The 23,384-nt window shown below is 71.1% G+C and carries 22 protein-coding genes; 16 read left to right on the top strand and 6 right to left on the bottom strand.

Annotation, left to right across the window (positions count from 1 at the left end):
- Window positions 1-10 precede the first annotated feature (10 nt).
- Window positions 11-556, top strand: a complete 546-nt coding sequence (locus ACH442_RS43020; RefSeq protein ID WP_396343938.1) for a hypothetical protein — start codon at window positions 11-13, stop codon at window positions 554-556.
- A gap of 205 nt (window positions 557-761) precedes the next feature.
- Here ACH442_RS43020 and ACH442_RS43015 read toward each other — a convergent pair whose 3' ends face one another.
- The gene (locus ACH442_RS43015; RefSeq protein ID WP_396343937.1) at window positions 762-1,370 is read right to left on the bottom strand and encodes a response regulator transcription factor; all 609 of its coding nucleotides are present in this window, start codon (window positions 1,368-1,370) and stop codon (window positions 762-764) included.
- Between the two features lie 691 nt (window positions 1,371-2,061).
- On the opposite strand from ACH442_RS43015, the gene ACH442_RS43010 reads away from it, so the two are divergent.
- From ACH442_RS43010 to ACH442_RS43000, 3 genes are all read left to right on the top strand, one after another.
- Window positions 2,062-2,478: a hypothetical protein gene (locus tag ACH442_RS43010; RefSeq protein ID WP_396343936.1), complete on the top strand. Its 417-nt coding sequence runs from the start codon at window positions 2,062-2,064 to the stop codon at window positions 2,476-2,478.
- Window positions 2,479-2,739: 261 nt separating this feature from the next.
- Window positions 2,740-4,563 carry a diguanylate cyclase domain-containing protein gene (locus tag ACH442_RS43005; RefSeq protein ID WP_396343935.1) on the top strand — a complete coding sequence of 608 codons (1,824 nt, stop codon included), beginning with the start codon at window positions 2,740-2,742 and terminating at the stop codon, window positions 4,561-4,563.
- Window positions 4,564-4,614: 51 nt separating this feature from the next.
- Entirely contained in the window at window positions 4,615-5,319 is a 705-nt protein-coding gene (locus ACH442_RS43000) for a hypothetical protein (protein ID WP_396343934.1), read from the top strand.
- 267 nt (window positions 5,320-5,586) lie between these two features.
- Here ACH442_RS43000 and ACH442_RS42995 read toward each other — a convergent pair whose 3' ends face one another.
- Complete coding sequence (locus ACH442_RS42995) at window positions 5,587-6,249, bottom strand: TetR/AcrR family transcriptional regulator (protein WP_396343933.1); 663 nt, start codon at window positions 6,247-6,249, stop codon at window positions 5,587-5,589.
- 62 nt (window positions 6,250-6,311) lie between these two features.
- Here ACH442_RS42995 and ACH442_RS42990 point away from each other — a divergent pair, with 62 nt between their 5' ends.
- The 6 genes from ACH442_RS42990 to ACH442_RS42965 all read left to right on the top strand — a co-directional run bounded on the left by ACH442_RS42990 (window position 6,312) and on the right by ACH442_RS42965 (window position 12,690).
- Entirely contained in the window at window positions 6,312-7,637 is a 1,326-nt protein-coding gene (locus ACH442_RS42990) for a serine hydrolase domain-containing protein (protein ID WP_396343932.1), read from the top strand.
- A 288-nt stretch (window positions 7,638-7,925) separates the two neighbouring features.
- Window positions 7,926-9,503: an MFS transporter gene (locus tag ACH442_RS42985; protein WP_396343931.1), complete on the top strand. Its 1,578-nt coding sequence runs from the start codon at window positions 7,926-7,928 to the stop codon at window positions 9,501-9,503.
- Between the two features lie 153 nt (window positions 9,504-9,656).
- A complete protein-coding gene (locus ACH442_RS42980; RefSeq protein ID WP_396343930.1) occupies window positions 9,657-9,836 on the top strand; it encodes a hypothetical protein in 180 nt (59 codons plus the stop codon).
- 43 nt (window positions 9,837-9,879) lie between these two features.
- Window positions 9,880-11,337, top strand: a complete 1,458-nt coding sequence (locus ACH442_RS42975; protein ID WP_396343929.1) for a peptide MFS transporter — start codon at window positions 9,880-9,882, stop codon at window positions 11,335-11,337.
- A gap of 29 nt (window positions 11,338-11,366) precedes the next feature.
- Window positions 11,367-11,819 (top strand): hypothetical protein, encoded by a 453-nt coding sequence (locus ACH442_RS42970; RefSeq protein ID WP_396343928.1) that lies wholly within the window; start codon window positions 11,367-11,369, stop codon window positions 11,817-11,819.
- A 313-nt stretch (window positions 11,820-12,132) separates the two neighbouring features.
- The gene (locus ACH442_RS42965) at window positions 12,133-12,690 is read left to right on the top strand and encodes a DUF1697 domain-containing protein (protein ID WP_396343927.1); all 558 of its coding nucleotides are present in this window, start codon (window positions 12,133-12,135) and stop codon (window positions 12,688-12,690) included.
- Between the two features lie 179 nt (window positions 12,691-12,869).
- Here ACH442_RS42965 and ACH442_RS42960 read toward each other — a convergent pair whose 3' ends face one another.
- Window positions 12,870-13,376, bottom strand: coding sequence for an SMI1/KNR4 family protein (locus ACH442_RS42960; protein WP_396343926.1), 507 nt, complete (start codon window positions 13,374-13,376; stop codon window positions 12,870-12,872).
- A gap of 551 nt (window positions 13,377-13,927) precedes the next feature.
- On the opposite strand from ACH442_RS42960, the gene ACH442_RS42955 reads away from it, so the two are divergent.
- From ACH442_RS42955 to ACH442_RS42940, 4 genes are all read left to right on the top strand, one after another.
- Complete coding sequence (locus ACH442_RS42955; RefSeq protein WP_396343925.1) at window positions 13,928-14,686, top strand: TipAS antibiotic-recognition domain-containing protein; 759 nt, start codon at window positions 13,928-13,930, stop codon at window positions 14,684-14,686.
- A gap of 387 nt (window positions 14,687-15,073) precedes the next feature.
- A complete protein-coding gene (locus ACH442_RS42950) occupies window positions 15,074-15,733 on the top strand; it encodes a TetR/AcrR family transcriptional regulator (protein ID WP_396343924.1) in 660 nt (219 codons plus the stop codon).
- A gap of 166 nt (window positions 15,734-15,899) precedes the next feature.
- Window positions 15,900-16,628 (top strand): AAA family ATPase, encoded by a 729-nt coding sequence (locus ACH442_RS42945; RefSeq protein ID WP_396343923.1) that lies wholly within the window; start codon window positions 15,900-15,902, stop codon window positions 16,626-16,628.
- Window positions 16,629-16,724: 96 nt separating this feature from the next.
- Window positions 16,725-18,692, top strand: coding sequence for an AAA family ATPase (locus ACH442_RS42940; RefSeq protein ID WP_396343922.1), 1,968 nt, complete (start codon window positions 16,725-16,727; stop codon window positions 18,690-18,692).
- Between the two features lie 158 nt (window positions 18,693-18,850).
- Here ACH442_RS42940 and ACH442_RS42935 read toward each other — a convergent pair whose 3' ends face one another.
- From ACH442_RS42935 to ACH442_RS42925, 3 genes are all read right to left on the bottom strand, one after another.
- Window positions 18,851-19,231 carry a VOC family protein gene (locus tag ACH442_RS42935; RefSeq protein WP_396343921.1) on the bottom strand — a complete coding sequence of 127 codons (381 nt, stop codon included), beginning with the start codon at window positions 19,229-19,231 and terminating at the stop codon, window positions 18,851-18,853.
- A 30-nt stretch (window positions 19,232-19,261) separates the two neighbouring features.
- Complete coding sequence (locus ACH442_RS42930; protein WP_396343920.1) at window positions 19,262-20,095, bottom strand: MerR family transcriptional regulator; 834 nt, start codon at window positions 20,093-20,095, stop codon at window positions 19,262-19,264.
- Between the two features lie 111 nt (window positions 20,096-20,206).
- Window positions 20,207-21,259, bottom strand: coding sequence for an FAD-dependent oxidoreductase (locus tag ACH442_RS42925; RefSeq protein WP_396343919.1), 1,053 nt, complete (start codon window positions 21,257-21,259; stop codon window positions 20,207-20,209).
- A gap of 80 nt (window positions 21,260-21,339) precedes the next feature.
- Here ACH442_RS42925 and ACH442_RS42920 point away from each other — a divergent pair, with 80 nt between their 5' ends.
- Together ACH442_RS42920 and ACH442_RS42915 are read left to right on the top strand one after the other, a co-directional pair.
- Window positions 21,340-21,918, top strand: coding sequence for a TetR/AcrR family transcriptional regulator (locus tag ACH442_RS42920; RefSeq protein ID WP_396343918.1), 579 nt, complete (start codon window positions 21,340-21,342; stop codon window positions 21,916-21,918).
- 299 nt (window positions 21,919-22,217) lie between these two features.
- Complete coding sequence (locus ACH442_RS42915) at window positions 22,218-23,360, top strand: glycosyltransferase family 39 protein (RefSeq protein ID WP_396343917.1); 1,143 nt, start codon at window positions 22,218-22,220, stop codon at window positions 23,358-23,360.
- Window positions 23,361-23,384: the final 24 nt, after the last annotated feature.

The raw sequence follows: 23,384 nt of genomic DNA, 5'->3' as shown, positions 1-23,384 counted from the left end.
AGGAGGAACGATGACATCTCGGCAACGGCTATCGATGGTCGCCGTGACCTTGCTCGCGGCGCTGGGACTCAGCTTCACGGGCGCCGGAACGGCGGCCAGCGCCGCCCCGGCCGCGGCTCCGGCGCCGGTGACCGCCCTCGCCACCCCGATCACCGGAACGGCAGCCGACGGCGGTGCGTTCGCCGGCACGTTCACCCCGTCGAAGTTCACCACCCAGGGCTCGGAGCTGCTGGCCACGGGCGTGCTCACCGGCACGGTCAGCGACGCGTCCGGCGCGACCGTCGGCACCGTCACCCGTACCGTCGCTCTGCCCGTGACGATCGCGGCGGCGACCTGCCAGGTGCTGAACCTGGTCCTCGGGCCGCTGCACCTCGACCTGCTCGGTCTGGTGGTCGACCTCAACCAGGTGCACCTGGTGATCACCGCGGTGCAGGCCGCCGGGAACCTGCTCGGCAACCTGCTGTGCGCGATCACCCACCTTCTCGACGGCACCCCGACCGCGGGCGGCCTGGCCGCGCTGCTCAACGCGATCCTGGCCCTGCTCGGCCGGCTCTGACCCGTCCGCACCGGCATCCGTGTCGGGCCGTGCTCGAACAGGCGCAGCCGCACCCCGCCAGGTGCGGCTGCGCCGCCGTTTCCCGCCGCCGTCGGGCGCCCCCTCGGTTTCCCGCCGTCGTCGGGCGCCCTCGGTTCCCCGCCGCCGTTGCGCGCCGCTGCTTCCCGCCACGCTGCCACCGTGAGCCGCTTCCCGTGCGTCGCTGTCAGCGCAGCCAGCCGGCGCCCTCGGCGAGTCGGACCGCCTCCAAGCGGTTGCGGGCGCCGGTCTTGCGCAGGATCGCCGAGATGTAGTTGCGCACAGTGCCGGCGCTCAGGTGCAGCGTCGCGGCGACCTCGGTCGACGGAACCCCGGACGCGGCCACGCTGAGCACGTTGAGCTCCCGCGGCGACAGCGGACTGCGGGTCGCGGTAACCATCGCCACCGCCAGGTCCGCGTCGATGACCCGCTCACCCCGGGCGAGTCGCCGGATGGCACGGACCAGCTCGCACGGCGCGGCCTGGGTACCGACGACACCGTCGACACGTAGTTCCAGGGCCTGATTGAGCAGGTTCGGATCGTCCGGCCCGGCCAGCACCAGCGTGGCGCAGCCGGGCTGCTCGGCTTTGAGCCGGGCGATCGTGCCCGGCCCGCCGTCGGCCAGCACCGCGGCGGCGACGACGGTCATGTCGGGCGACACGGCGCGGGCCATGCCGGGCGCCTGGTCGAGAGCGCTCAGGTCGGCGACCACGTCCAGGTCCTCTTCCAGGGAAAGGGTGGCGGCGAGAGCGCCGCGGAGCAGATTCACGGGTTCGACGAGCAGAATGCGGATCACGGATGGCCTCCCAGCCGAAGTTCGGGACGGCCGGACTCACGCCGGCCGGTCTTCCGGTTTCGTGCGGGAGGTCGTTCAGCTGGGCGGACCCGCGTAGCGGACACTGCGCCCACGAGCATCAAAATCCGCCGATACGGTACGTCCGGTGGCCGTCATCTCAGGCCACCACGGCGCCGCGACGGTCCCCGCCGCGAACGCGTTGCCACCACCGGAGTCACGCACCTGTCCACCAGGCGCGGACCGGTCGTCCGGAGTCCCCGGCGCCGCCGGGCCCGGGGCGGTTCGCGGCCGAGTCTGCGCATCAGTCCGGGCGTGCACACCGGCCACTCCCGGCACCGCGGACCTCACCGGGCGCGGGGGAGAGGCGGTGGCCAGGGCCGGTGTCCGAATCCGCGCCGTCTGAGGTGTCCCTGTCTGAACCTCCGCTGTCTGTGCCTGCGGCACTTGGACCTGCGGCACTTGGACCGGCGGCAGCTGGACCGGCGGAACCTGGACCTGCGGAACCTGGACCGGCGGCAGCTGGACCGGCGGAACCTGGACCGGCGGAACCTGGACCTGCGGCAGCCCGACCGGCCCGACCACAGAAGGAAGCACTGCGGAAGGCAACACCGTCGGCCGGGCGACCAGCGTTTGCGCGAGGGTCACCGTGGCCCGGCCCGCCTCGGACGTGGTCCGGCCAACCGTCCCGATCGTGACGCGCACCGGCCGGACCGTCTTGTCGACCTGCTTCTGCAGCCTGGGAACGGCAACTGTCGGCGTTCCCGTCCTCTTCGGGATCAACTTCGTCGCGTCCGGCTTCGAGAACGCCGGCTTCTTCACGACCTGCTTCGGCGTGGTCAGGTTCGAGAACGCCGGCTTCTTCACGACCTGCTTCGGCGTGGTCAGGTTCGAGAACGCCCGCTTCCTCACGACCTGCTTCGGCGTGGTCAGGTTCGAGAACGCCCGCTTCCTCACGTGCTGCTTCGACGTGGTCAGCTTCGAAACGGCCGGTTTCGGCGCCGCCGTCCGCGGTGCGCTTGTTTTCCGCACCGGCGGCTTCGGCTTCGGAACGGCCTTCGTGGCGGTGCCTGCCACCTCCTTGACGGCGCCGACCGGGTTCAGCGGCTGACCGGGCGAGCCGGTGTCAGCCCGAGCCGCGTGATCAAAAAGCGTCAACAGGAGGTACGCCGCGACGGCGACACCGAGCAGCGTCAGCAACCGGACGACGTGTCGAGTCGTCCCGTCCTCTCCGCGCGCAGCTCCGCCTGGCATCCCGTTGTGGTTACCCGCTCGGGTCGCGCTGACACCCGTCGATGTCAAAACCTTCCGGGCGTACGGGAATCGTGGGCTTCTCTGCCGCGCGGGGCGCGCGGCAAGGGATCATGGGGCGGTGAGTGGCCGTACCTTCGGAATTTTGTCGCCTTTTGTCGGTGGTGACTACTACGGGGCGATCGTGGAGGGCATCAACACCGCCGCGGTGGCCGGTGGTGACCGTGTCATGGCCATGCAGACCCTGGACCCGGGTGCGCACAGCGCCGACCGCAGCGGCCTGCCCGACTTCCGGCGGCCGCTGGCCTGGGATCATCTCGACGGGCTCGTGGTGCTGCCCGGCGCGATCGGCGCGGACTACGCGGCGGCGGCGCGCCGAGCCGGCCTCCCGGTCGTCATGGTCGCGCAGGACGCCGGCGACACGGGCGCGTCGGTGGTGCTCGCCGACAACCGCAGCGGCGTCCGAGAAGCGGTCGCGCACCTGATTGAAAACGGTCACCGACGCATCGCGTTCGCCGGCTACCTGACCCACTTCGACCTGCGTGAACGCCACGAGGGGTACCGGGAGGGGCTGCTCGCGCACGGCATCACGCCCGACCCGGAGCTGCTCTTCGACACCGGTGACAACCACGAGAGCGGCGGGGTGGCCGTCGCGGACACGCTGATCGCGGCGGGGATGCCGGCCACCGCGATCGTGCTCGGCACCGACCGCAACGCGATGGGGCTCATCGGCCGGATGATCGCCACGGGACACGACGTGCCCGGCGACCTGGCGGTCGTAGGGTTCGACGACATCGCCGACGCCGCCTATCTGCGGCCCGCGCTCTCCAGCGTGCGCCAGCCGCTCGACCGGGTCGGCGCGGCCGCCTACGAGCTGCTGGCCGGTGGGACGGCGACGCTCGTGCAGGTGCCGACGGTCTTCCAGCCGCGGCGTTCGTGCGGTTGCCCCGACGCGGGGCTGCCCGTCTCCGAGCCGCACACCCGCGAGTTGTTCACCCAGGTGCAGTACCTGCAGAGCACCCTGAACATCCAGTACGAGCTGGGCATCGCGCTTCTCGGCACGCAGCAGGCCGACGCCCGTACGCTCGCCTGGCTCGGATTGACGCCGGCGTCAGCCGGCTGCCTCGGCTTGTGGGACGACGATCTGGAGAAGGACCATCTGCGGCTCGTGGGGGAGTTCCGGATCGGCGTCGGCGCCCCGGATGCCGAGGTGCCCGTCGTGCGTTTCCCACCGGCCGCGTTGTTCGCGCGGGCCGACGGCGCGGCCGGCGACATCGTGTTCACCGTCCCGATCCGCTCCCGCACGAAGGACTGGGGGATGCTCGCCGCGGTCAGCCGCATCCAGTCGGCCACCCCGCCCGGCCGCGAGACGATGAATCAGTCCGGCGCGCTGCTCGCCTCCGCGCTGGACTACCAGGTGATGATGGCGGCCCTGCGTGAGCAGGAGGAACGTCTGCGCACCGCGGCGCTGCGCGACCACCTGACCGGCCTGCCGAACCGGGTCCTGCTGGAGGACCGCCTCGCGCAGGCCGAGGGGCGGGCCGGTCGCGAGCCCGGCTACCGGTTCGCGGTCCTGCTGCTCGACCTGGACGGCTTCAAGGCGGTCAACGACTCCCTCGGGCACGCCGCCGGGGACGTGCTGCTGATCGAGGTCGCCCGCCGCCTGACCGCACTGCTGCGCCGCAGCGACACGGTCGCCCGGCTCGGCGGCGACGAGTTCGTGGTGCTCATCGATGGTTTGACCCACCCGGACGCGTACCAGCGGGTGTGTGACGCCATCCAGAAGGCGGTCGCCGAGCCGATCGCGATCGACGGTCGCACGGTGTCGGTCGGCGTGAGCATCGGCGTCGCCGTCTCCGGCGACGGCCCGGCCGATTCCGATCACCTGCTGCGTGAGGCCGACGCGGCGATGTACCGGGCCAAGTCCGCCGGTCGGCGCCGCTGATCCGCTGATTGCCCGGTTATGCCCGTGGCCACCCCCACCTAGCCTGCGGACATGATGATCAACATTCTCGGGTGGGTGGCACGGCGGCGATCGGCGGTGCTGATCATGGCACTGGTGACCGCGGTCGCCCTCCAGGTGCTCCTGCGCGCCACCGGGAATGCCGGCCACGCGGTGATCGCCTTCCTGCCGGTCTTCGTCCTGTTCGTTCCGGTGGTCGTCGCCGTCCGCTCCTTCCGTCCGGCGGGACTGGTGGCGCGGCCCGAGGTTCCCGCTCTCGACGTCCCGACCAGCCCGGGCGTCGTCCTCGGCACCGTGCTCTACACGTTCTTCGTCGTCCCGCTGCTGATCGAGATGCTGGTGGCCGCCACCGACGAACCGGACCTGTGGTGGATGTTCGCCGGCAGCGTGTCGATCATCGGCGGGATGACTGCCGCCTACTGGAGACGGGCGCTGGCCCGGTTCGAGACCCGGCTCACCCCGGACGGCATCACCGACCGCCGGCCCTACGGCTCCCTCTTCGTCCCGTGGGACGCCCTGGAACCGTACACGACCGTTTCCCCTGGGGGCCGGCGCGTCGACCTTTCCCTGGCGCGCCCCGGCCTGGTTCGCCGCCGCGGCTGGCGCCTCGTGGGGCCGGCCGTCCTGCCGGCTGTCGGCGCCGACGCGCACCTGCTGGCCCGGACCATCAACGAGTACGCGAACCATCCCGGCCTGCGCCCGGCCATCGGCACCGAGCCGGCCCGGATCGAGGTCTGATCCACTACCAGCTCTTCCCGGGAGAGCTGGATTCTGGAGCCCGCGGAGCCGACGCGGTGAGCGGCGCACCCGCCGGCCGTTGTAGACGCGGGCCGCGGCGCTACCGGCGGCCGGCGGAAGCGTCTCGGTCAGCTCATGACCGCCCGGCGCGACGATGGCCGTCATGGCGCTGGGCCTGTCGAATCGGTCAGCTCATGACCGCCCGGCGCGACGTTGGCCGTCATGGCGCTGGGGCCTGTCGAACTGCTTGCACTCGTGCAGATCGGTCTAAGACTGCACCGGTTGCAGGCGGGCGGCGAAGCCGTCGAGGATCGACTCCAAGCCGAAACGGAATGTGTCGTCCGGGGCGGCGGCATACTCCTTACCGGCTGTCGTGGTGAGGCGGGAACGCACGTGTGGGAACTCCTCGCCGACGGACCGGGCCGCGGTCATCGCCTCGCTCAGGGCCTCGGGCGGCAGGCGACGGGTCAGGGAGATCCGGGCGGCGGGTCCGAGGGCGCTGCCCAGCGCGTACACGAAAATCGTCGCCGCGGCCCGGTCGGCGTCGGCGGGGGAGAACCCGGCTTTTTCGTAGAGGGCCAGGCAGCGGTCGTCGTAGCGGGCCTTGGCCGGCCCGTAGACCAGGTAGCTGCCGATGGCCTGCCCCAGCCACGGATGCCGTCCGCACATCTGGTGCATGCCGGTGGCCAGCGCGGTCGCGGCCGGGCGCCAGCGGGCGGACACGTCCGGAAGGGCGATCTCGGCCCAGACCGCGTCGGCGGCGAGCCGAACCAGGTCGTCCTTGGTCTTGATGTGCCAGTAGACGGCGGTGGCGGCGCTGCCGAGCCGCTGGCCGAGGCTGCGCATGTTGAGCCCGTCGAGGCCCTGCTCGTCGAGGAGTTCGATGGCGGCGTGGACGATCTGGCCGGGCGTCAGGGTGTTGCGGGGCATGCCGTGAATACTACTTGAACTATGTTCAAGCGGTGGCGTAACTTGAACATAGTTCAAGAGGCATGGGGGAGAACATGAAACTGGCCGAGATCGCCGAAGAACATGACATCCCGGGCATGGCCGCGGGCATCCTGCACGGCGACCGGTACGTCTACGCCGGTCACGGCCTCACCAACCTCGACGACCCGCGGCCGGTCAACGAGAACACACTGTTCCATCTGGCGTCGGTGACCAAGACGTTCACCGCGACCGCCGCGGTCCGGCTCGCCGGGCAGGGAAAGCTCGACCTGTCCGCGCGGGTGCGTGACTACCTGCCGGAGCTCCGCCTCGCCGACCCGGCCAGCGCGGCCGAGATCACGGTGCGTCACCTGCTGAATCACACCGCGGGGCTGGACTGGAATCTGATCGACGGGACCGACGGCACCCTGGAGGGTTTCGTCGCGGAACTGCACCGGCTGCCGATCATCGCGGCTCCGGGTGTGCGCGCGTCGTACAGTCAGGCCGGCTACAACCTGCTCGGGCGGGTTCTGGAGAAAGCGGCCGACCGGCCGTACGAGCAGATCGTCGGAGATCTCGCCCTGCGGCCCGCAGGGTTGCAGCGGACCTGTTTCGGTCTCGACGAAGTCGTGCTGCACCGGCTCGCGGTCGGCCACCATCGCGACGGTGACGGAGTGTGGCAGACGGCGCGTCCGTGGGCAGGGCATCCGGCCGGGTCCCGTGGCAACAATCCGGGCGGCGGTATCGCGTCGTGCGTGAGTGACCTGCTGCGCTGGGCGCGGCACCACCTCGACTCGGCCGATCTGCGGGTCATGGCTGAGCCGACCGTCGCGTTGCGGGCCAGCACGCTCGGTGACGCGTTCGGGATCGGCTGGTTCGTGCGTGACGTCGGCGGGGTGAGCACTGTCGGTCACGGCGGCTCGGGCAACGGGCAGTTCGCCGAGCTGCTGCTGGTGCCCGATCGCGACTTCGCAGTGGTCAGTCTGGCCAACGCGGGCCCTGGCGGCTACCTGGCGAACCAGGCCGTCGTGCGCCGGGCCTTGGAAGATCACCTCGGCCTCGTCGAGAAGGAGATCCACCCTTGCGGGTACGACGTGGAGCGCGCCCGTGAGGTCGCGGGCCGCTACGAGCTGGACGCGATGGATCTGGAGATCGTGACGCACGGTGACGCGCTGACCCTGGCGGTGGGGATCAAGCCGGCGATTCGTGCGGCGTCCGAGTCGGACATGCCGCCGGACTACGAGGCGGCCGCGATGGGCCTGCTCCCCGGCGACGAATACGTGATCACCGAAGGCGGCCTGGCCGGGCAGCGTGGTTTCTTCACCCGCGACGAGCACGGCCGCGTGATCGGCGCGGACCTGGCCGGCCGGCTGTTCCGGAGAGTTTCCTGAAGCGGTGAGCATCTGGTGCGATGCGGGGCGGCGGTCAGGTTGTCGGCGCGTACGGCGCGGGGTCGTGATCACCACGGGCGGCGTGATCGGGAGGACTCGCGACACGTGTCCCCGTCGCCACCCGGCTCGCCCAGCAGACCGTGGCCGGCCGGCCGGGCAGGATGACAATCCCGCGAACCCGGTGCTCGTCGAGCGACCACCGGCCACGGCGCGCCGTGGCGGGCGGTGCTGACCGACGGGCGGATCACCGGTCTGACAGGCCGCGCGAACCGCGGGTAATTTCTAGCGGTGAGCGTAGAGGCACCGTCGGCGTGGGCGCCGTTGAGAGTGGCGGCTTTCCGGAGTCTGTGGCTGGCGCTGCTGGCCAGCAACATCGGAACCTGGATGCAGACCGTCGGCGCGCAGTGGCTGCTGGTCGAGCACTCCGGGACGGACACGCTGGTCGCGGTGGTGCAGACGGCCAGCACGCTGCCGATCGTGCTGCTGGCGTTGCCGTCCGGGGCGCTGGCCGACACGTTCGACCGGCGTCGGCTGCTGATCGCCGTGCAGGTGTTCCTGACCGCGGTCGGTGTGCTGCTCACGGTGCTGACCGTGGCCGGGCACATGCCGCCGAGCCTGCTGCTGACGCTGACGTTCGTGCTCGGGGCCGGGCAGGCGCTGACCGCACCGGCCTGGCAGGCGGTCATCCCGGAACTGGTGCCGCGCTCGCAGCTGGCGTCGGCATCCGCGCTCGGGGCGATCAGCGTGAACCTGGCCCGCGCGGTGGGACCGGCGGTGGCCGGGGTGCTGATCGCCCGGGCCGGGACGGGCGTGGTGTTCGGGCTCAACACGGTGACGTTCGCGGTGTTCGCCGTGGTGCTGTGGCGGTGGCGGCGCGAGGCCGACGACGCGGCCGGGATGCCGGAGCCGTTCACCGCGGCGGTGCGGGCCGGCAGCCGGTACGTGCGGCACGCCCCGGTCGTCCAGCGGATCCTGCTGCGGGCCGCGTTCTTCCTGGTCCCGGGCAGCGCGTTGTGGGCGCTGCTGCCGCTGGTCGCCAGCCGCCGGCTGGGCCTCGGCTCGGGCGGGTACGGGGTGCTGCTCGCCGCGGTCGGCGCCGGCGCGGTCCTGGGCGCACTGCTGCTGCCGTGGATGCGGGCGCGCTGGTCGATCAACCGGCTGCTGCTGATCGCGAGTGTCGTGTTCGCGGCGGTCCTCGCCGTTCTCGGCCTGGTCGGCTCCGAGGCCGCGGTGGTCGTCGCGCTGATCCCGGCCGGGATCGCCTGGGTGATGGTGCTGTCCAGCGTGAACGCGGCCATGCAGCTGTTCCTGCCGAACTGGGTACGGGCTCGCGGCCTCGCCGTCTACCAGATGGTCTTCGCCGGTGCGCAGGCCACCGGATCAGTGGTGTGGGGTGCGCTCTCCGACGTGTCGGGGCTGATGATCGCCATGGTCGCCGCGACCGTCCTGATGCTGGCCGGCGTGATCACCCTGCGCTGGTGGCCGATGCGCGACACCAGCGGCCTGAACCGGGAACCGGCCGTCTTCTGGCCCGAGCCGCACCTGGAGTTGGCACCGGGCGAGCATGACGCGCCGGTGCTGGTGACGGCGAGCTACCCGGTCAGCCCGGACCGGGAGGAGGCGTTCGTGGCGGCGATGCGCGATGTGCGCCGCAGCCGCCTGCGAACCGGTGCGGTGCGCTGGGGCCTGTTCCGCGACGGCGAGAAACCGGGCCGGTTCGTGGAGGTGTACCTGGTGCCGAGCTGGGACGAGCACCTGCGCCAGCACACCGGCCGCCTGACCGGAACGGATCAGGCCGTGGAGGAGCGGGCCCACGCGTTCGCCGACGGCCCGCCCGAGGTGAGCCACTTGCTGTCCCGCGAGTGACGCCCGGCCGTAGACGTCTGGCGCCGGACCTGGCCCGCGCCACGGACACGTATCCGGAGGCGTTCGCGGCGGCCGGAGGCGTTCACCGCCCGCACGGAACGCGCCCTGACCGCCGCCGGCGTCGCGCCCCGCCCGGCCGTGGCGCCCGCCCCGGTGGAGGTCACGGCCCGCGAGCGGGAGATCGCGGGGCGGACGCACGCCGGGCGGTCGAATGTGGACGCCCGGGCCGAGCTGTTCCTGAGCACGCGCACGGTGCCGCTGATGCGGGAAGGCCCGCCACCTGGCGGCCGGGTCTTGCGGGTCGGTGCGCCGCCGGGCCGGAACGTGACGTGACTCATGGCGGTTGCCCGGTGGCGCCACCGGGTATCCGGCGGTCATGGCCAGTGCAGAGCCGATCGCGCGTTCCGGCAAGACGTTCTTCGGTCAGCCCCGCCCGCTGGCCAACCTGTTCGGCGTGGAACTGTGGGAACGCTTCTCGTTCTACGGCATGCAGGGCATCCTGCTGATCTACCTGTACTACTCGGCGGCCGAGGGCGGCCTCGGCATCGATCAGGCCGCGGCCACCAGCATCGTCGGCGCCTACGGCGGCGCGGTCTATCTGTCCACCGTGCTCGGCGCATGGGTCGCGGACCGGCTGCTCGGCTCGGAACGGGTGCTGTTCCTCAGCGCGGTCCTGGTCATGTTCGGTCACATCGCCCTGGCCGGGCTGCCCGGCCTGTTCGGGGTCGGCGTCGGCCTGGTGCTGATCGCGATCGGCAGCGGTGGCGTGAAAGCCAACGCCACCTCGCTGGTCGGCACCCTCTACGGCGAGCACGACGAGCGCCGCGACGCCGGGTTCTCCCTGTTCTACCTGGGCATCAACCTCGGCGCGCTGGCCGGGCCGCTGCTCACCGGGCTGCTGCAGGAGAACGCCGGCTTCCACTACGGGTTCGGGCTGGCCGCGGTCGGCATGGCGATCGGCCTGATCCAGTACACGATCGGCCGGCGCAACCTGCCCGATGCCGGCCGCGAGGTCCCGAACCCGCTGCCGGCGAACCGCTGGCCGGTCGTCGTGGCGGTGCTCGCCCTCGGCGTCGCAGCCGTGGTCGTCTCCGCGCTGACGTGGCTGACCGCGGACCGGCTCTCCACGGTGGTCGTCGTGCTCAGCGTCGTGGCCGCCGTCGCGTACTTCATCGTGATCCTTTCCAGTCATCGGATCACCGGCGAGGAACGTCGGCGCGTGATCGCGTTCATCCCGATGTTCCTGGCCAGCGCCGCGTTCTGGTCGCTCTACCAGCAGCAGTTCACGGTCGTCACGATCTACTCGGACGAGCGGCTGGACCGGAATCTCGGCGGCTGGGAGATGCCGGTCTCCTGGGTGCAGTCGATCAATCCGGTCTTCGTGATCGTGCTCTCCGGCGTGTTCGCCGCCCTCTGGACCAGGCTCGGCGACCGCCAGCCGAGTTCTCCGATCAAATTCGCCGCCGGTACGGTCGTGATGGGTCTGGCGTTCCTGCTGTTCCTCCCGTTCGCCGGCGGTGGGCCGAACAGCACGCCGCTGCTGGCGCTCGCCGGGATCCTGCTGGTCTTCACCATTGCCGAGCTGCTGCTCTCGCCCGTCGGGCTGTCGCTGACCACGAAACTGGCGCCGCACGTGTTCCGGACCCAGATGGTCGCGCTGTTCTTCCTCTCGGTCGCGCTGGGCACCGCCGCGTCGGGCACGCTCGCCGGCTACTACAGCGCCGATCATGAGACGGCGTACTTCGGTATCCTCGGCGCCGTGGCGATCGTTCTCGGACTCGCACTGGCCGCGGCCAGCCGTCCCATCTCCCGTCTGATGGGGGGTGTGCGCTGACCACACCCCTCCCGATCGCGGTCTTCGACGTGGACGGCGTCGTCGCCGACGTGCGGCACCGGCTGCGGCACATCGAGAAACGCCCCAAGAACTGGAACGCGTTCTTCGCCGCCGCGCACCGCGACCCGGCCCTGCGCCCCGGCGTCGAGCTGGTCGACGAATACGCCGAGGACCACGACATCGTCTGGCTCACCGGGCGCCCCGAACGGCTGCGCGCGGTCACCGAACGCTGGTTCGAAGAGCACGACCTGCCGGCCGGTCGGCTGCTCATGCGCTCCGACCGCGACCGCCGTCCGGCCAAGGACTACAAGGCTTTCCGCGTACGTCGTCTGGCCGCCGAAGCCACGGTAGCCGTGATCGTCGACGACGACCCGGAGGTGGTGCGCCGCCTGGAGCGCGAAGGTTTTCCGGTGCGGCTGGCCGACTGGGTTCCGCACCGCAGGTCCCTGGCCCGAGCCCAGGAACGCGACGGCCGCACCTGACCTCCTCCGTTCCCGGCCCGAAGATCTTCGCCGCGACGATCCCACTCCGGCCACGGGCTGCTAGTGCGCTACTTGCGGATCAACCCGGAACCGGGCGGAGAAGTTGTGGGACCTGATGCCGGATTCGCGTACCGACCGTGCTGCGATGATCTTCGCGGGAACGGCTTGGTCTCGGCGGGTCGTGGAGTAACCCTCGACTACTTGAGATGCATTTATCTGCCCTCGCCCGGCAATTGAGGTGACCGATACTCGTGCCTCCCGCGCAAAGCGGATATAACTTTACGTGACCTTCGGCCGCCGGTACAATGGCACGGTGAAGAGGTTTCTGGTTCTTTTCCGTGGCATCAATGTCGGAGGCAAGAACAAGGTTCCGATGGCGGCCCTGAAGAAGTTGCTGGAGAGCCTCGGATTTTCCGACGTCTCGACCTACATCGCCAGCGGCAACGTCCTCCTGACGTCGGATCGGAATGCCGAAGAGGTGGCGGCCGAGATCGAAGCGGCGATGCCCAGGGCCTTCCAGCTCGACAGCGAGCTCATCAAAGTCCTGGTCCTCACGCATGATCAGCTTCGGACTGTCGTGGGCGACCGGCCGAAAGGCTTCGGCGACGAGCCGGGCAAATACCACAGTGATGCGATTTTCCTGATGGGTATCGAGGCTGCCGAGGCAATGCCCATATTCAATCCACGGGAAGGCGTCGACCGGGTCTGGCCCGGTGACGGCGTGGTCTATGCGGAGCGTCTCAGCGCTCAGCGCACAAAGAGCCGGCTGAGTTCAATGATGACGTCGCCACTCTACAAATCGATGACTATTCGCAGCTGGACCACAACCGTCAAGTTGTTGGCGATGCTCGATGCCGGAGGCGCCGGGTAGGAAGGCCGGCGTCGCATCGGCCCGTTTCCCGGGCGCCGGGATCGGCCGCGATGCGGTCGCCAGGCACGGTCACCGCCTCCGGGTGCCGACCGGCTCACGCTCATACCGGCAAGAGTGCATGCCGGCGAACTCAAATGCAATGACCGAGGCGGCGACCGCGGTGATCCGCATCAAGGCACTCAGATTTCCGAACGACCCGGTCCAGCAATTTTTGCGAATGGTCGAAGACCTGTGATGAAACGGCGGAAATCGGGGGCGAGTCGCTCATCGCAGGCGCCGTCGTTCTGCAAGCGGACGACGGCTGGCTCCCCGCCAGGACCGCACTCCCGGTAATCCAGCGCAACCCAGTAGTGTCCGTCTCCTTCGATCAGCACGATCGAGGACGGCAGCTTCCGTTCCTCGATCAGGTACGGCGTGTTCAGCATTGACGCCACGTCAGGGTCGAGGCCGATCCCGACCATGTGACTGAACAGCACATATTTGTCAGTGCCCAGCGGGTAAGCGCGACAGGCGTCAGCAACCGCGCCGCCGTTGCGGATCCGAAGCAGCCTCAGCAGTTCGGTCGGCAGGGCCAGCCCGAGCAACCGCTCTGCCTCGGCCACCATCTCATCGGTCAGGGGGTCGTGCAGCAGATCTTCCCTGCCCGTGCCCCAGAAAACGGCCGCGACTTGATCGAATACCGTCATGTCGGCACCCTACTGCCGCACCGGCAGATGCAGTGGCCGGGCTCGCACGGTGGCGCCCCTGCGAAGGGCCCACGGATCGGAACCGTCCCGGCTGCCGCCTCGGCGTCCCAGGCGAACACCTGGTGGCCACGGTCGGCAACGACTTGCCGAGCGAACTGACGTTCGGCCGGTGTCGGGGAGCGGAACACCGGGTGGTGGAACATGTCGGCGCAGCTGACCCACGCAACGTCGGCGAACGTCACCTCGACGCAGTGATGGTAGGTGAGATCATTGTCAGCAACGAGGCGGAACACGGCGGCGTCCCAGCGACTCACCTGCCGGTCCCACCACCGGCCGGTCAATCCGTCAGCTTCTGCACACAGCGATCATGCTGCAGGCGTCCGGGAAGTATCCGCTTCTGCCGCGAGTCGCGCATGCGGGGAGTTGCGCCGCCACGAATTGCCGGCACAGATCATGAGGGTGTGGCGTTGACTTTGCCGTTGCGTCAAGGTCCAGCCTTGGGGGTAGGCCGGAGCGGTTCCGGCTGGTGAATGCGTAGAGGGACGGCAGCGGTGGCGTGGTCGATCACTGAGGTGGCGCAGATGGCCGGGGTCACTTCCCGCACGCTGCGGCACTACGACGCGATCGGCCTGCTGACGCCGGCGTACGTCGGAACAAACGGCTACCGCTATTACGAGCAGCCACAGTTGCTGCGCCTGCAGCAGATTCTGCTGCTACGCGAACTCGGGCTGGGCCTGGAGACGATCGCCGAAGTCCTCACCGGTCAGCGTGACCGGGTCGAGGCCCTGCGAGGGCACCAGGAATGGCTGCGTACCGAGCAGCAGCGCCTGGCACGCCTGGCCGCCACCGTCGCGCGCACCATCGAACACCTGCAGGAGGGGACGGACATGAGCGCACCGGAGATGTTCGACGGCTTCGGCCGGCGTCGGGCCGAGACGGAGGAGGCGCTGGCCGCTCGCTACGGCGACGGCGTGCGGGAGCACTTCGCCGCTGCCGCCGAGCGCACCAAGGAATGGACGCAGCAGGACTACCTCGACGCCGAGAAAGAGGGCGAGCGCCTGGACGCACGGGTCCTTCAGCTCCTGCGCTCCGGAGTGGCACCGGGGACACCGGAAGCGCTCGACGTCATCGCGGACCATTACCGCGCTGTCACCCGGCACTGGCGCCCGGACAAGGCGAGCTACGCGGGCCTGGGGCAGCTGTACCTGGACGACCCGCAGTACCGCACCCGCTACGACGCCCAGGACCCGGCCCTGGCGCAGTACTACCGCGACGCCATCACCGCTTACGCCCGGCAGCGCCTGAACTGATCAACTCCTCCGCCGGAGGAGTGGCGGCGCCGGTGTGCGGGGCGGCCGACCCGCACCACTCGGCGGTGAACGTCCGCTCATGCCGCGCCGGCGGCTGTACTGCCCGCTACGGTCCGCCCGGCTCGCGTCATGGGCGTCCGAGAGCTGTGCCGTTCCGAGCACCGCGCTGTCCGGAACCGGTCGACATCCTGCTGGGCGGAATGCATGCCGGCGACGACGTTGCCTTCTTCGCCATCCCGCGAAAGCCGGGATGACCGGACCCGGCAGGGCAGGCGCCGTCGCCACGGGAGGAACACAGCCCCTCCGTCGTGATCCCCTGACTGGCGGCCGGTGCTACCGTTCTCGATTCCGGTAACGGCGTTCGCGAAGGACGGGGAGGGTAGTGGCATGGAGGCAGTGCCGGTGTGGCTGCGGGAACGGCGTACGGGAGTGGGCCGCCCCGCCGAGCGGTCCCGCGCGGAGGTGACCGCCGCGGCCATCACGCTCGCCGACCGTGAGGGCCTGGCCGCCGTCTCGATGCGTCGTATCGCGGCCGAGCTCGGCACCGGCCCGGCGTCGCTCTACCGCTACGTCGACAGCCGCGACGACCTGCTCGACCTGATCGTCGACGAGGTGGCGGCCGGCTACCGGTTGCCGGCGCCGGGCGGCCCCTGGCTCCCGGGCCTGCTGGAAGTGAGCCGGCAGGGCCGGGAGCTGATGCTGCGCCACCGGTGGCTGCCGGAACTGGTGCTCACCCGCTCGACCCTCGGCCCGAACGGCACCGACGTGCTGGAACACGTCCTCGCCGTCCTGGCCGGGCACCCGGCCGCGGCCGGCCGCAAGCTGGAGGCGTTCGCCGTGATGACGACGCTCACCGCGGCCCTCGCCCTCCACGAGATGAACGCCGGCTCCGGGGCGCGGCAGCGACAGGCCGCCTACCTGTCCCACGTGATCGCGGCGGGCCGGCACCCCCACCTGACTGCCGCGCTGACCGGCGGCCCGCTGCCGGCGCCGCCCCCCTTCGAGGACACGGTGTCCCGGGTCCTCGTCGGTCTGCTGGGCGAGTGATCGGCCGGGGCGGCACCGGTGTTCTTCGGGGCTACCGCGGACCGGTCCAGGTGGTCACGACAGCTCCCGCCCGATCACGCCGGCAACCCGGGCGGCCCAGGGCCCGGGCCGGGGCCAGGGTCCGGCACGGGGGGACCCGGACCGCGCTTCCGGGATCGTGGAGGTCATGTCCGACGTGCCGGGTTCGCCGGCGATGCCGCCGCTCCGTGGCCGCCGCCGGGAACTCCGGAGGCTCGACCTGCTGCTGCGCGAGATCCGCCGCGGCGGGCGGGTGCTGGTGTTGCGCGGCGAGGCGGGCTCGGGCAAGACCACGTTGCTGGACCATCTGACGGTACGGGCCACGCTGGGCCGAGTGGTCCGCACGGCCGCGGTCCCGTCCGAGTCGGGCATCGCGTACGCCGGCCTGCAGCATCTGTGCGCCCCCCTGCTGTACCACCTGGACCGCCTGCCCGGGCCGGAGCAGGCGGCGCTGGCCACCGCGTTCGGCCTGCGTCACGGACCGGTGCCGGGGGTGGGCGCGACCGGTCGGGCGCTGCTCGGGCTGCTCGACGCGGCCGCCGGCCCGGAGCCGCTGCTCTGTGTCGTCGACGACGTGCAGTGGCTGGACCGGGTCTCCGGTGACCTGCTGACGTTCGTGGCGCATCGGCTCGGCGAGATCCCGGTCGGCCTGGTCGTGGCGGTGCGCAGCCCGGGTGACGGGGCGACCCTGGCCGGGCTGCCGGAGTTGCGGGTTGGCGGGCTGGCCGCCGACGACGCCCGGGCGCTGCTCGACGACGTCGTGTGGTGGCCGCTGGACAACGACGTACGGGAAAGAATTGTCGTTGCATCGCGGGGGAATCCGCTGGCTCTCGTGGAGTGGCCGCGGGCCGGCCTGTTCCCTTACAACGTGCCGTGACCGCGCGGGTTCAGCCTCTGTCGCGTGATTCTCGACGCGGTGTCACCGGCGGTTCCGTGACCTAGCATCCGCACGGGACGACTGGGAGGTGTCACGGTGCTGCTGGGCCGCGGGACGGAATGCGCGAAGCTCGACGGGTCGCTGGCGGCGGTCCGCAACGGCCGCAGCGACGCGATCGTGCTCGTCGGTGAGGCCGGGGTCGGCAAGTCGGCGCTGCTGGCGCACGTCGTCGAGTCCGCGGCCGGGCTGCGCGTGGTCCGGGCCGGCGGGGTCGAGTCCGAGATGGAGCTGCCCTACGCCGCGCTGCACCAGCTGTGCCTGCCGCTGCTGGAGAATCTCGGCCGGTTGCCGGGTCCGCAGGCCGAGGCCGTCGAGACCACGTTCGGGCTGCGCGCGGGGTCTGCGGCGGGCACGTTCCTGGTCGGGCTGGGGGTGCTGAACCTGCTGGCCGAGGCGGCGCGGGATCGGCCGGTGGTCTGTGTCGTCGACGACGCGCAGTGGCTGGATTCGGCGTCCGCGCAGGTGCTGGCGTTCGTGGCGCGGCGGCTCAGCGCCGAGTCGGTGCACGCCGGGTCGCTCGCCGAGGCGCGGATCCTGCTCGACCGGGTCGAGGCCGGGACGCCCGACGAGTTGCGGGCCGCGCACGCCGGTCAGCTGCGCGGGCACCTGGCGTTCGCGACCGGACGGTCGGCGCAGGCGCCGGTGCTGCTGCTGGAGACCGCGCGGCGGTTCGAGCGGCTCGATCCGGCGCTCGCCCGCGAGACGTATCTCGACGCCATCACGTACGCGCTGCTCGCCGGCCGGTTCGCCGAGACCACCGTGGCCGAGGTCGCCGCGGTCACCATGCCCCCGGCCGGCCCGCCGCGGGCCCAGGACCTGCTGGTCGATGCGCTGGCGGTGCTCTACCGCGAGGGCCACGCGAAGGGCACGCCCGCCGTGCGGACCGCGCTCGCCGCGTTCCGGCGCGACGAACTGCCCGCCGACGAGGCGATGCGCTGCCTCGGGATCGTCTGCCATGCCGCGTACGAGGTGTGGGACGACGAGGCCTGGGAGGCGCTCGCCGAGCTCGGCCTGCGCCACACCCGCGCGACCGGCGCCCTGATCATGCTGCCGGTGGCACTGACCCAGCGGATCAGCGCGCACCTGCACGCCGGTGAGTTCGCCGAGGCGTCCGCGCTGGTCGAGGAGGCCGAGGCGGTCGCGGAGGCGACCGGGATCGCCCGACCGGCGTACGACGCGGCCACCGTCCCGGCCTGGCGCGGCGCGGCGACCACGGCGTCCGCGCTGATCAACAGCGCGATGCGGACCGTCGACGAACGCGGCGAGGGCATCGGCCTGACCCTGATCCAGCAGACCGACGCGCTGCTGCTCAACAGCCTCGGCCGGTACCCGGAGGCGGTGCGGGCGGCCGAGATCGCCACCGCGAAACCGGACGAGTCCGCGTTCGCCGCCTGGGCCGTCGCCGAACTCGTCGAAGCCGCCGCCCGCTGCGGCGACCGCGCGAGAGCCGCCGCCGCCGTCGCACGCCTCGCGTCGACCGCCGAACCCAGCGGCACCGACTGGGGCCTGGGCACGCTCGCCCGCTCCCGCGCCCTGATCAGCGACGGCCCGGCCGCCGAGGAGCTCTACCGCGAGGCGATCGACCGGCTCGCGCGCTCCCGCGGCAAGGTCGCGCTGGCCCGCGCCCACCTGCTGTTCGGCGAGTGGCTCCGCCAGGAACGCCGCGTCGCCGAAGCAAAATCCCATCTGCGTACGGCCCACGAGCTCTTCCTCGCGATCGGCGCGGAGGCCTTCGCGGCCCGGGCCCGGCAGGAGCTGGTCGCGACGGGCGAGACCGTGGTGGCCCGCACGCGTCCCGAGAACGCCGAGCTCACCACCCAGGAGCTGCAGATCGCCCGCCGCGCCCGCGACGGACGGTCCAATGCGGAGATCGGGGCGGAGCTGTTCCTGAGCGCCCGCACCATCGAATGGCACCTGCGCAAGGTGTTCACGAAACTCGGCATCACGTCCCGCCGCGAGCTGCGGGACGCGCTCCAGGGGCCACCGGTGCACGGGCACCGGTGAGTCTCCCCCCGGGGCGGCACCGGCCCCGACCTGGCCACCCTCGTCGGCTGACCCATCGCCGGGGCGATCCGAATCGGCCTTCGAGTGCGCGGATCTGCCGCTGCCGGTAGGTCGCGCAGGATGTGGACCACCGGAAGCCCGGGGGTCTACTGGCGAATCTATGGGGTCGCGGCACCGGCACCGAGGTCGAACTCGTTACCTTCCGGGTCGCGCATGGTGACCCAATGCCAGCCGAATGCCTGGTGTTCATCGACCCGGGTGGCGCCGAGCGCGAGCAGCCGGTCGACCTCATCCTGCCAGTGCGGCACGTGCCGAGCGGCCAGATCGAAGTGCAGCCGGTTCTTGCCGTGCTTCGGCTCGGGGACCTTGATGAACATCAACGCTGGTGCGCTGCCGGTGGTCGAGGCACCGTGACCGATGGTGGCGAAGTCCGGGCCGGCGTCAGGATCGACCGGACGGCCGAGGGCCTGTGCCCAGAACTCGGCCAGCTTCTGCGCGTCGGCGCAGTCGACGACGATCTGTGCGATCGACAAAGGCATGGGGTCTCCTTGAACGAGGGTGAGGGAAGGTCAGGACGACTCGGTGGTGACGGGCCAGCAGACCTCGGTCCGCAGCCGGCTCGGATCGTCGGTGTCGGCCGGGGTGACCAGGTAGAGCTCGCGGACCGGGCCGGCGGTCCCGATCCCGCGTTCGAGCACCTGGCGGCCCAGAGCGCCGTAGGTACGATCCAGATCGCGGCACGGCCCGGCGTGTACGGCGACCGCCGAGCGTTGAGCGGGAAGCACCCCGCACCGCACCGTGCCACCGTCCGAGCACCAGCGGCGCTCATCGTCCGCGAGCGCGGTGACCGGCAGGAACGCCGTCACCCGGCCCCCGGCCTGGAACCATTCGAAGGCATACAGGGCCCCGGCGGGTCCGCTCGGCGTGAGACCCCACCGGCCCGCCACGGCGTACAGCAGCGGATAGGCCATGGCGCACCACGGTGTAAGACTGTCCTGATCGACGTCACCGTCGATCAGCAGACACTGCTGCTCTCCGGCTTGCCGGAAGGTCAGCTCACCGGCGGAGCCGCCGGTCAGCAGTGACCGTAACGACCCGACCGCCGCCGCGGTCGCCGTCAGCTCCTGCCGCAGGACGTCGAGATGGGCGGCGATCATCGAGTCCCGGACCGTCGGATCAGCCGCCGATACCACCCGCCGTACCTCGGTCACGGGCATCCGGACCTCGCGCAGCCGGCGCACCAACTGAGCCGGCTCCACCTGCTCAGTCGTGTAGTAGCGGTAGCCCGTCGACGGATCGACCCACGCCGGTTCCAGCACTCCGACATCGTGATAGTGGCGTAACGCCTTGACCGTCAGATGGGTCAGCCGGGAGAACTCCCCGACCGTCAATAACTCTGCCACCCGGTCAGTTTGCACCCTCCGGTAAGAGGAGAGTCAACCAAGATCAGGTACATCGCACGCAGCGGTGTGGTGCGCCACGATGCTGGGGTGGACAGGAATTGAAGCACGAGCTCAGGCGGCGATCAGGTCGTCGGCGCGGCCGTCGAGGGTCTTGGCGATCGCGGCCGAGCGCGGCAGCATGACCGCCTCGTAAGCACGCAACCCCTCCTCTATCGTCCCCGCGCCGGCCAGCGCGAGCGCGAGGTCGGCGGCATCGAGCATGGCCAGGTTCACCCCGACGCCGAGCGGCGGCATCAGGTGCGCGGCGTCGCCGAGGAGGGTGACGCACGGGTGCGGGGCCCAGGTGTGCGGCACGGGCAGCGCGTGAATCGGCCGGTCGACGTACGGCCCGTCGTTCTCGGACACGAGCCGCCGCAGTGACGGTGCCCAACCGGCGAATTCGTCCAGGAGCCCGGCGCGGATGGTGGCGGTGCTGAGCCCGGTCACGGCGGCCGGCGATCTGCGGATGAGGTAGACCCGGATCTGGCCGCCGCCGTTGCGCTGGGCGAACAGTCCCCGTGTGCCGTCGGCGGCGTGCGCCCCGCCCTGACCGACGAGGGCGGACAGTTCCGGGTGCCGGTTCTCCACGTCGTCGAACCACGCTTCCAGGAACGACACCCCGGTGTACTGCGGTGTCGCGGGGGAGAGCACCGGCCGTACCCGGGAGAACGCGCCGTCGGCGCCTATGACCAGGTCGGTCTCGGCCGTCGTCCCGTCCTTGAACCGCAGGGTCCGCCCGTCGGTCGTGGCGAGGGCGTGACCCCAGTGCACGGTGCCGGGTTCGAGCGAGTCGAGCAGCAGGTCGCGCAGGACCCCGCGGTCGATCTCGGGTTTGAACCGGTCGCCCGGGGCGGGGACGTGGTGGTCGCGCAGGTCGCCACTGATCGTGTACCGCCGCATCTCCTGGCCTTCGGGCCGGGACAGGCGGAAGAACTCGTCGAGCAGGCCGGCCTCGCGCAGCGCGACCTGTCCGTCGTCGGCGTGCAGGTCGAGGGTGCCGCCCTGGTTACGGGCGGCGCGGCCGGGGTCGCGGTCGTGAACGGTCACGGCGACGCCGTGGCGTTGCAGGATGCGGGCGCAGGTGAGCCCGCCGGGGCCGGCTCCGATGATGCTGATCCGTTTCATGACTCCAGAAAAGCAGAACCGTTTAAAAAGTGCAACGAGTTAACTTTGTGCTCGATGCAACTCTCGGTTACGCTCAACCGGTGACCGAGCCTTCCGTCGGCCGCCGCGAACGCAAGAAGGCGGCCACCCGCCAGGCGATCGCCGACGCGGCCCTGCGCCTGTTCCTCGAGCGCGGCTACGACCAGGTCGGCATCCGTGACATCGCGGACGCCGCCGACGTCTCCACCACCACGCTGTTCAAGCACTTCAGCGGCAAGGAGGCGCTCGTCTTCGACCAGGAGCAGGAGGTCGACGCCGCGCTGATCGCCGCGATCCGCGAGCGCCCGGCCGGCGAGGGCGTGCTCGACGCGCTGCGGCGCCACGTGCTCGCCGCCTGGCTGCCGATCGCCGAGCACCCGCAGCGCGCCGAGTTCGTCGCGCTGGTCGAGGCCACGCCCGCGCTGCGCACGCACTACGAGCGGATGTGGACGCGGCACACCGCCACGCTCGGCGCCGCCATCGCCGCCGAGTCCGGCCTCCCCGCCGACGACCTGTCGTGCGTCACCCTGGCCCGTTTCGTCCTCGACATCCCGGCCCTGACCAGCACACGACCGGACCGCCGGGCCGCCGTCGAAACGATCTTCGAGATCATCGCCAAAGGCTGGAAAAACCCGATTTAGCCGTACGGCACGAGCCCCCGACCGCCCGGGGGATCGCGTGACACGGGGGTGGGGCGATAGTCTCCGGCCACGATTCTCGTCGATACCCGGCGCGTCACCGCGGGAACACTCCCGCCGCCGCGCGATCGGCGCACTGTCTGGAGGGCCGTCCGATTCCCCACGTCACGGGCACTCCCGCCGGCACGGCGCAGGAAGACGTCCCGGCCCCGGAAATCCTGGCGGAGCCGGGCGCCGCCGGCCGGCTGTCCCGGCTGCGCGCCGCCGCCTGGGCCGCGACTCCCGCCGTCGGGCTCTACCTGATGCTGCGCTCGCTCAGCCTCGACGTCATGTACGTGCTGGCCAGCCACGCCCACGTGCACGCCCCGGGCAAGGAGGTCTACCCGGACGGGACGATCAACAATCAGTGGCGCAGCTTCACCTCGATCATGGACGCGCTGGTGTCGTGGGACGCGCGCTGGTACACCAAGATCGCCGAACTGGGCGTGGGCGGCCCGCTCGGGGCGGTCGACAGCGACGGGGTGCCGTACCAGCTGCGCCTGATGTTCTTCCCGCTCTACCCGTGGCTGGCCCGCCCGCTGACGTACCTGCCGTTCGTCTCCCCGGTCGCCGCGTGCCTGTTCGTCTCGTTCGTCTCCGCGATCGCCGCCGCCTGGGGCCTCTACGCGATCGGCCGGCACGTGCACAGCCACCGCGCCGGCATCCTGCTCGCCGCCGTGTGGGCGCTCGCCCCCGCGGCGATGACCGAGAACGGCGCGTTCACCGAGTCGCTGTTCACCGCGCTCGCCGCCTGGTCCCTCTACTCCGTGCTGAAGGAACGCTGGCTGCTCGCCGGCCTGCTCGCCGGGCTCAGCGGGCTGAGCCGGCCCACGGCGGCCGCGCTGATCGGCACGGTCGGCCTGGCCGCTCTGGTGGCGGCCGTCGCACGGCGGGGCGGCTGGCGGCCGTACGCGGCAATGCTCCTGGCCCCTCTGGGTTTGCTGTCCTACATCGGGTACGTGTCGTATCGGCTCGGCGGCGTCGGCAAGTATTTCGAGGTCCACCAGAACACCTTCGGCGCCGAATGGGACTGGGGAAAATCGGCCTGGACCACGGTCACCGACATCATGATGGGCGTCGGCGACGACAACGGGAACAAACCGATCCGCATCCTGTCCGTGCTGATCCTGGCCGGGTTCGTGATCCTGCTGGCGCTGCTGGTCAGCCGCGCGCCGTGGCAGCTGACCGTCTACGCCGCGGCGACCCTGATCCTCGTGGTCGGCTCTCGCGCGCACATCTCGATGATGGGCCGGCACCTGCTGCCCGCGTTCCCGGTGCTGCTGATCCCGGCCCTGGCGCTGGCCCGCGCCAAGGACCGGGACCTGGCGATCCTGCTCGCCGGGATGGCGCTGCTCTCCGGCTGGTACGCCGGCTGGCTCCCGTTCATCTCCGGCCAGGCCATCTAGGATTGCGTCGCCATCCAGGATTGC

The sequence above is a fragment of the Actinoplanes sp. NPDC020271 genome (assembly GCF_044388125.1).
GTDB lineage: Bacteria > Actinomycetota > Actinomycetes > Mycobacteriales > Micromonosporaceae > Actinoplanes.
This window is presented reverse-complemented; position numbering and strand designations above follow the sequence as displayed.

Coding starts and splice junctions, on each gene's coding strand:
- ACH442_RS42935 (WP_396343921.1), bottom strand. CDS start 19,231: ATGCCTTTGTCGATCGCACAGATCGTCGTCGACTGCGCCGACGCGCAG.
- ACH442_RS42995 (WP_396343933.1), bottom strand. CDS start 6,249: ATGCCCCGCAACACCCTGACGCCCGGCCAGATCGTCCACGCCGCCATC.
- ACH442_RS42925 (WP_396343919.1), bottom strand. CDS start 21,259: ATGAAACGGATCAGCATCATCGGAGCCGGCCCCGGCGGGCTCACCTGC.
- ACH442_RS42960 (WP_396343926.1), bottom strand. CDS start 13,376: ATGACGGTATTCGATCAAGTCGCGGCCGTTTTCTGGGGCACGGGCAGG.
- ACH442_RS42950 (WP_396343924.1), top strand. CDS start 15,074: ATGGAGGCAGTGCCGGTGTGGCTGCGGGAACGGCGTACGGGAGTGGGC.
- ACH442_RS43000 (WP_396343934.1), top strand. CDS start 4,615: ATGATGATCAACATTCTCGGGTGGGTGGCACGGCGGCGATCGGCGGTG.
- ACH442_RS42915 (WP_396343917.1), top strand. CDS start 22,218: ATGCTGCGCTCGCTCAGCCTCGACGTCATGTACGTGCTGGCCAGCCAC.
- ACH442_RS43020 (WP_396343938.1), top strand. CDS start 11: ATGACATCTCGGCAACGGCTATCGATGGTCGCCGTGACCTTGCTCGCG.
- ACH442_RS42975 (WP_396343929.1), top strand. CDS start 9,880: ATGGCCAGTGCAGAGCCGATCGCGCGTTCCGGCAAGACGTTCTTCGGT.
- ACH442_RS42990 (WP_396343932.1), top strand. CDS start 6,312: ATGGGGGAGAACATGAAACTGGCCGAGATCGCCGAAGAACATGACATC.
- ACH442_RS42945 (WP_396343923.1), top strand. CDS start 15,900: ATGTCCGACGTGCCGGGTTCGCCGGCGATGCCGCCGCTCCGTGGCCGC.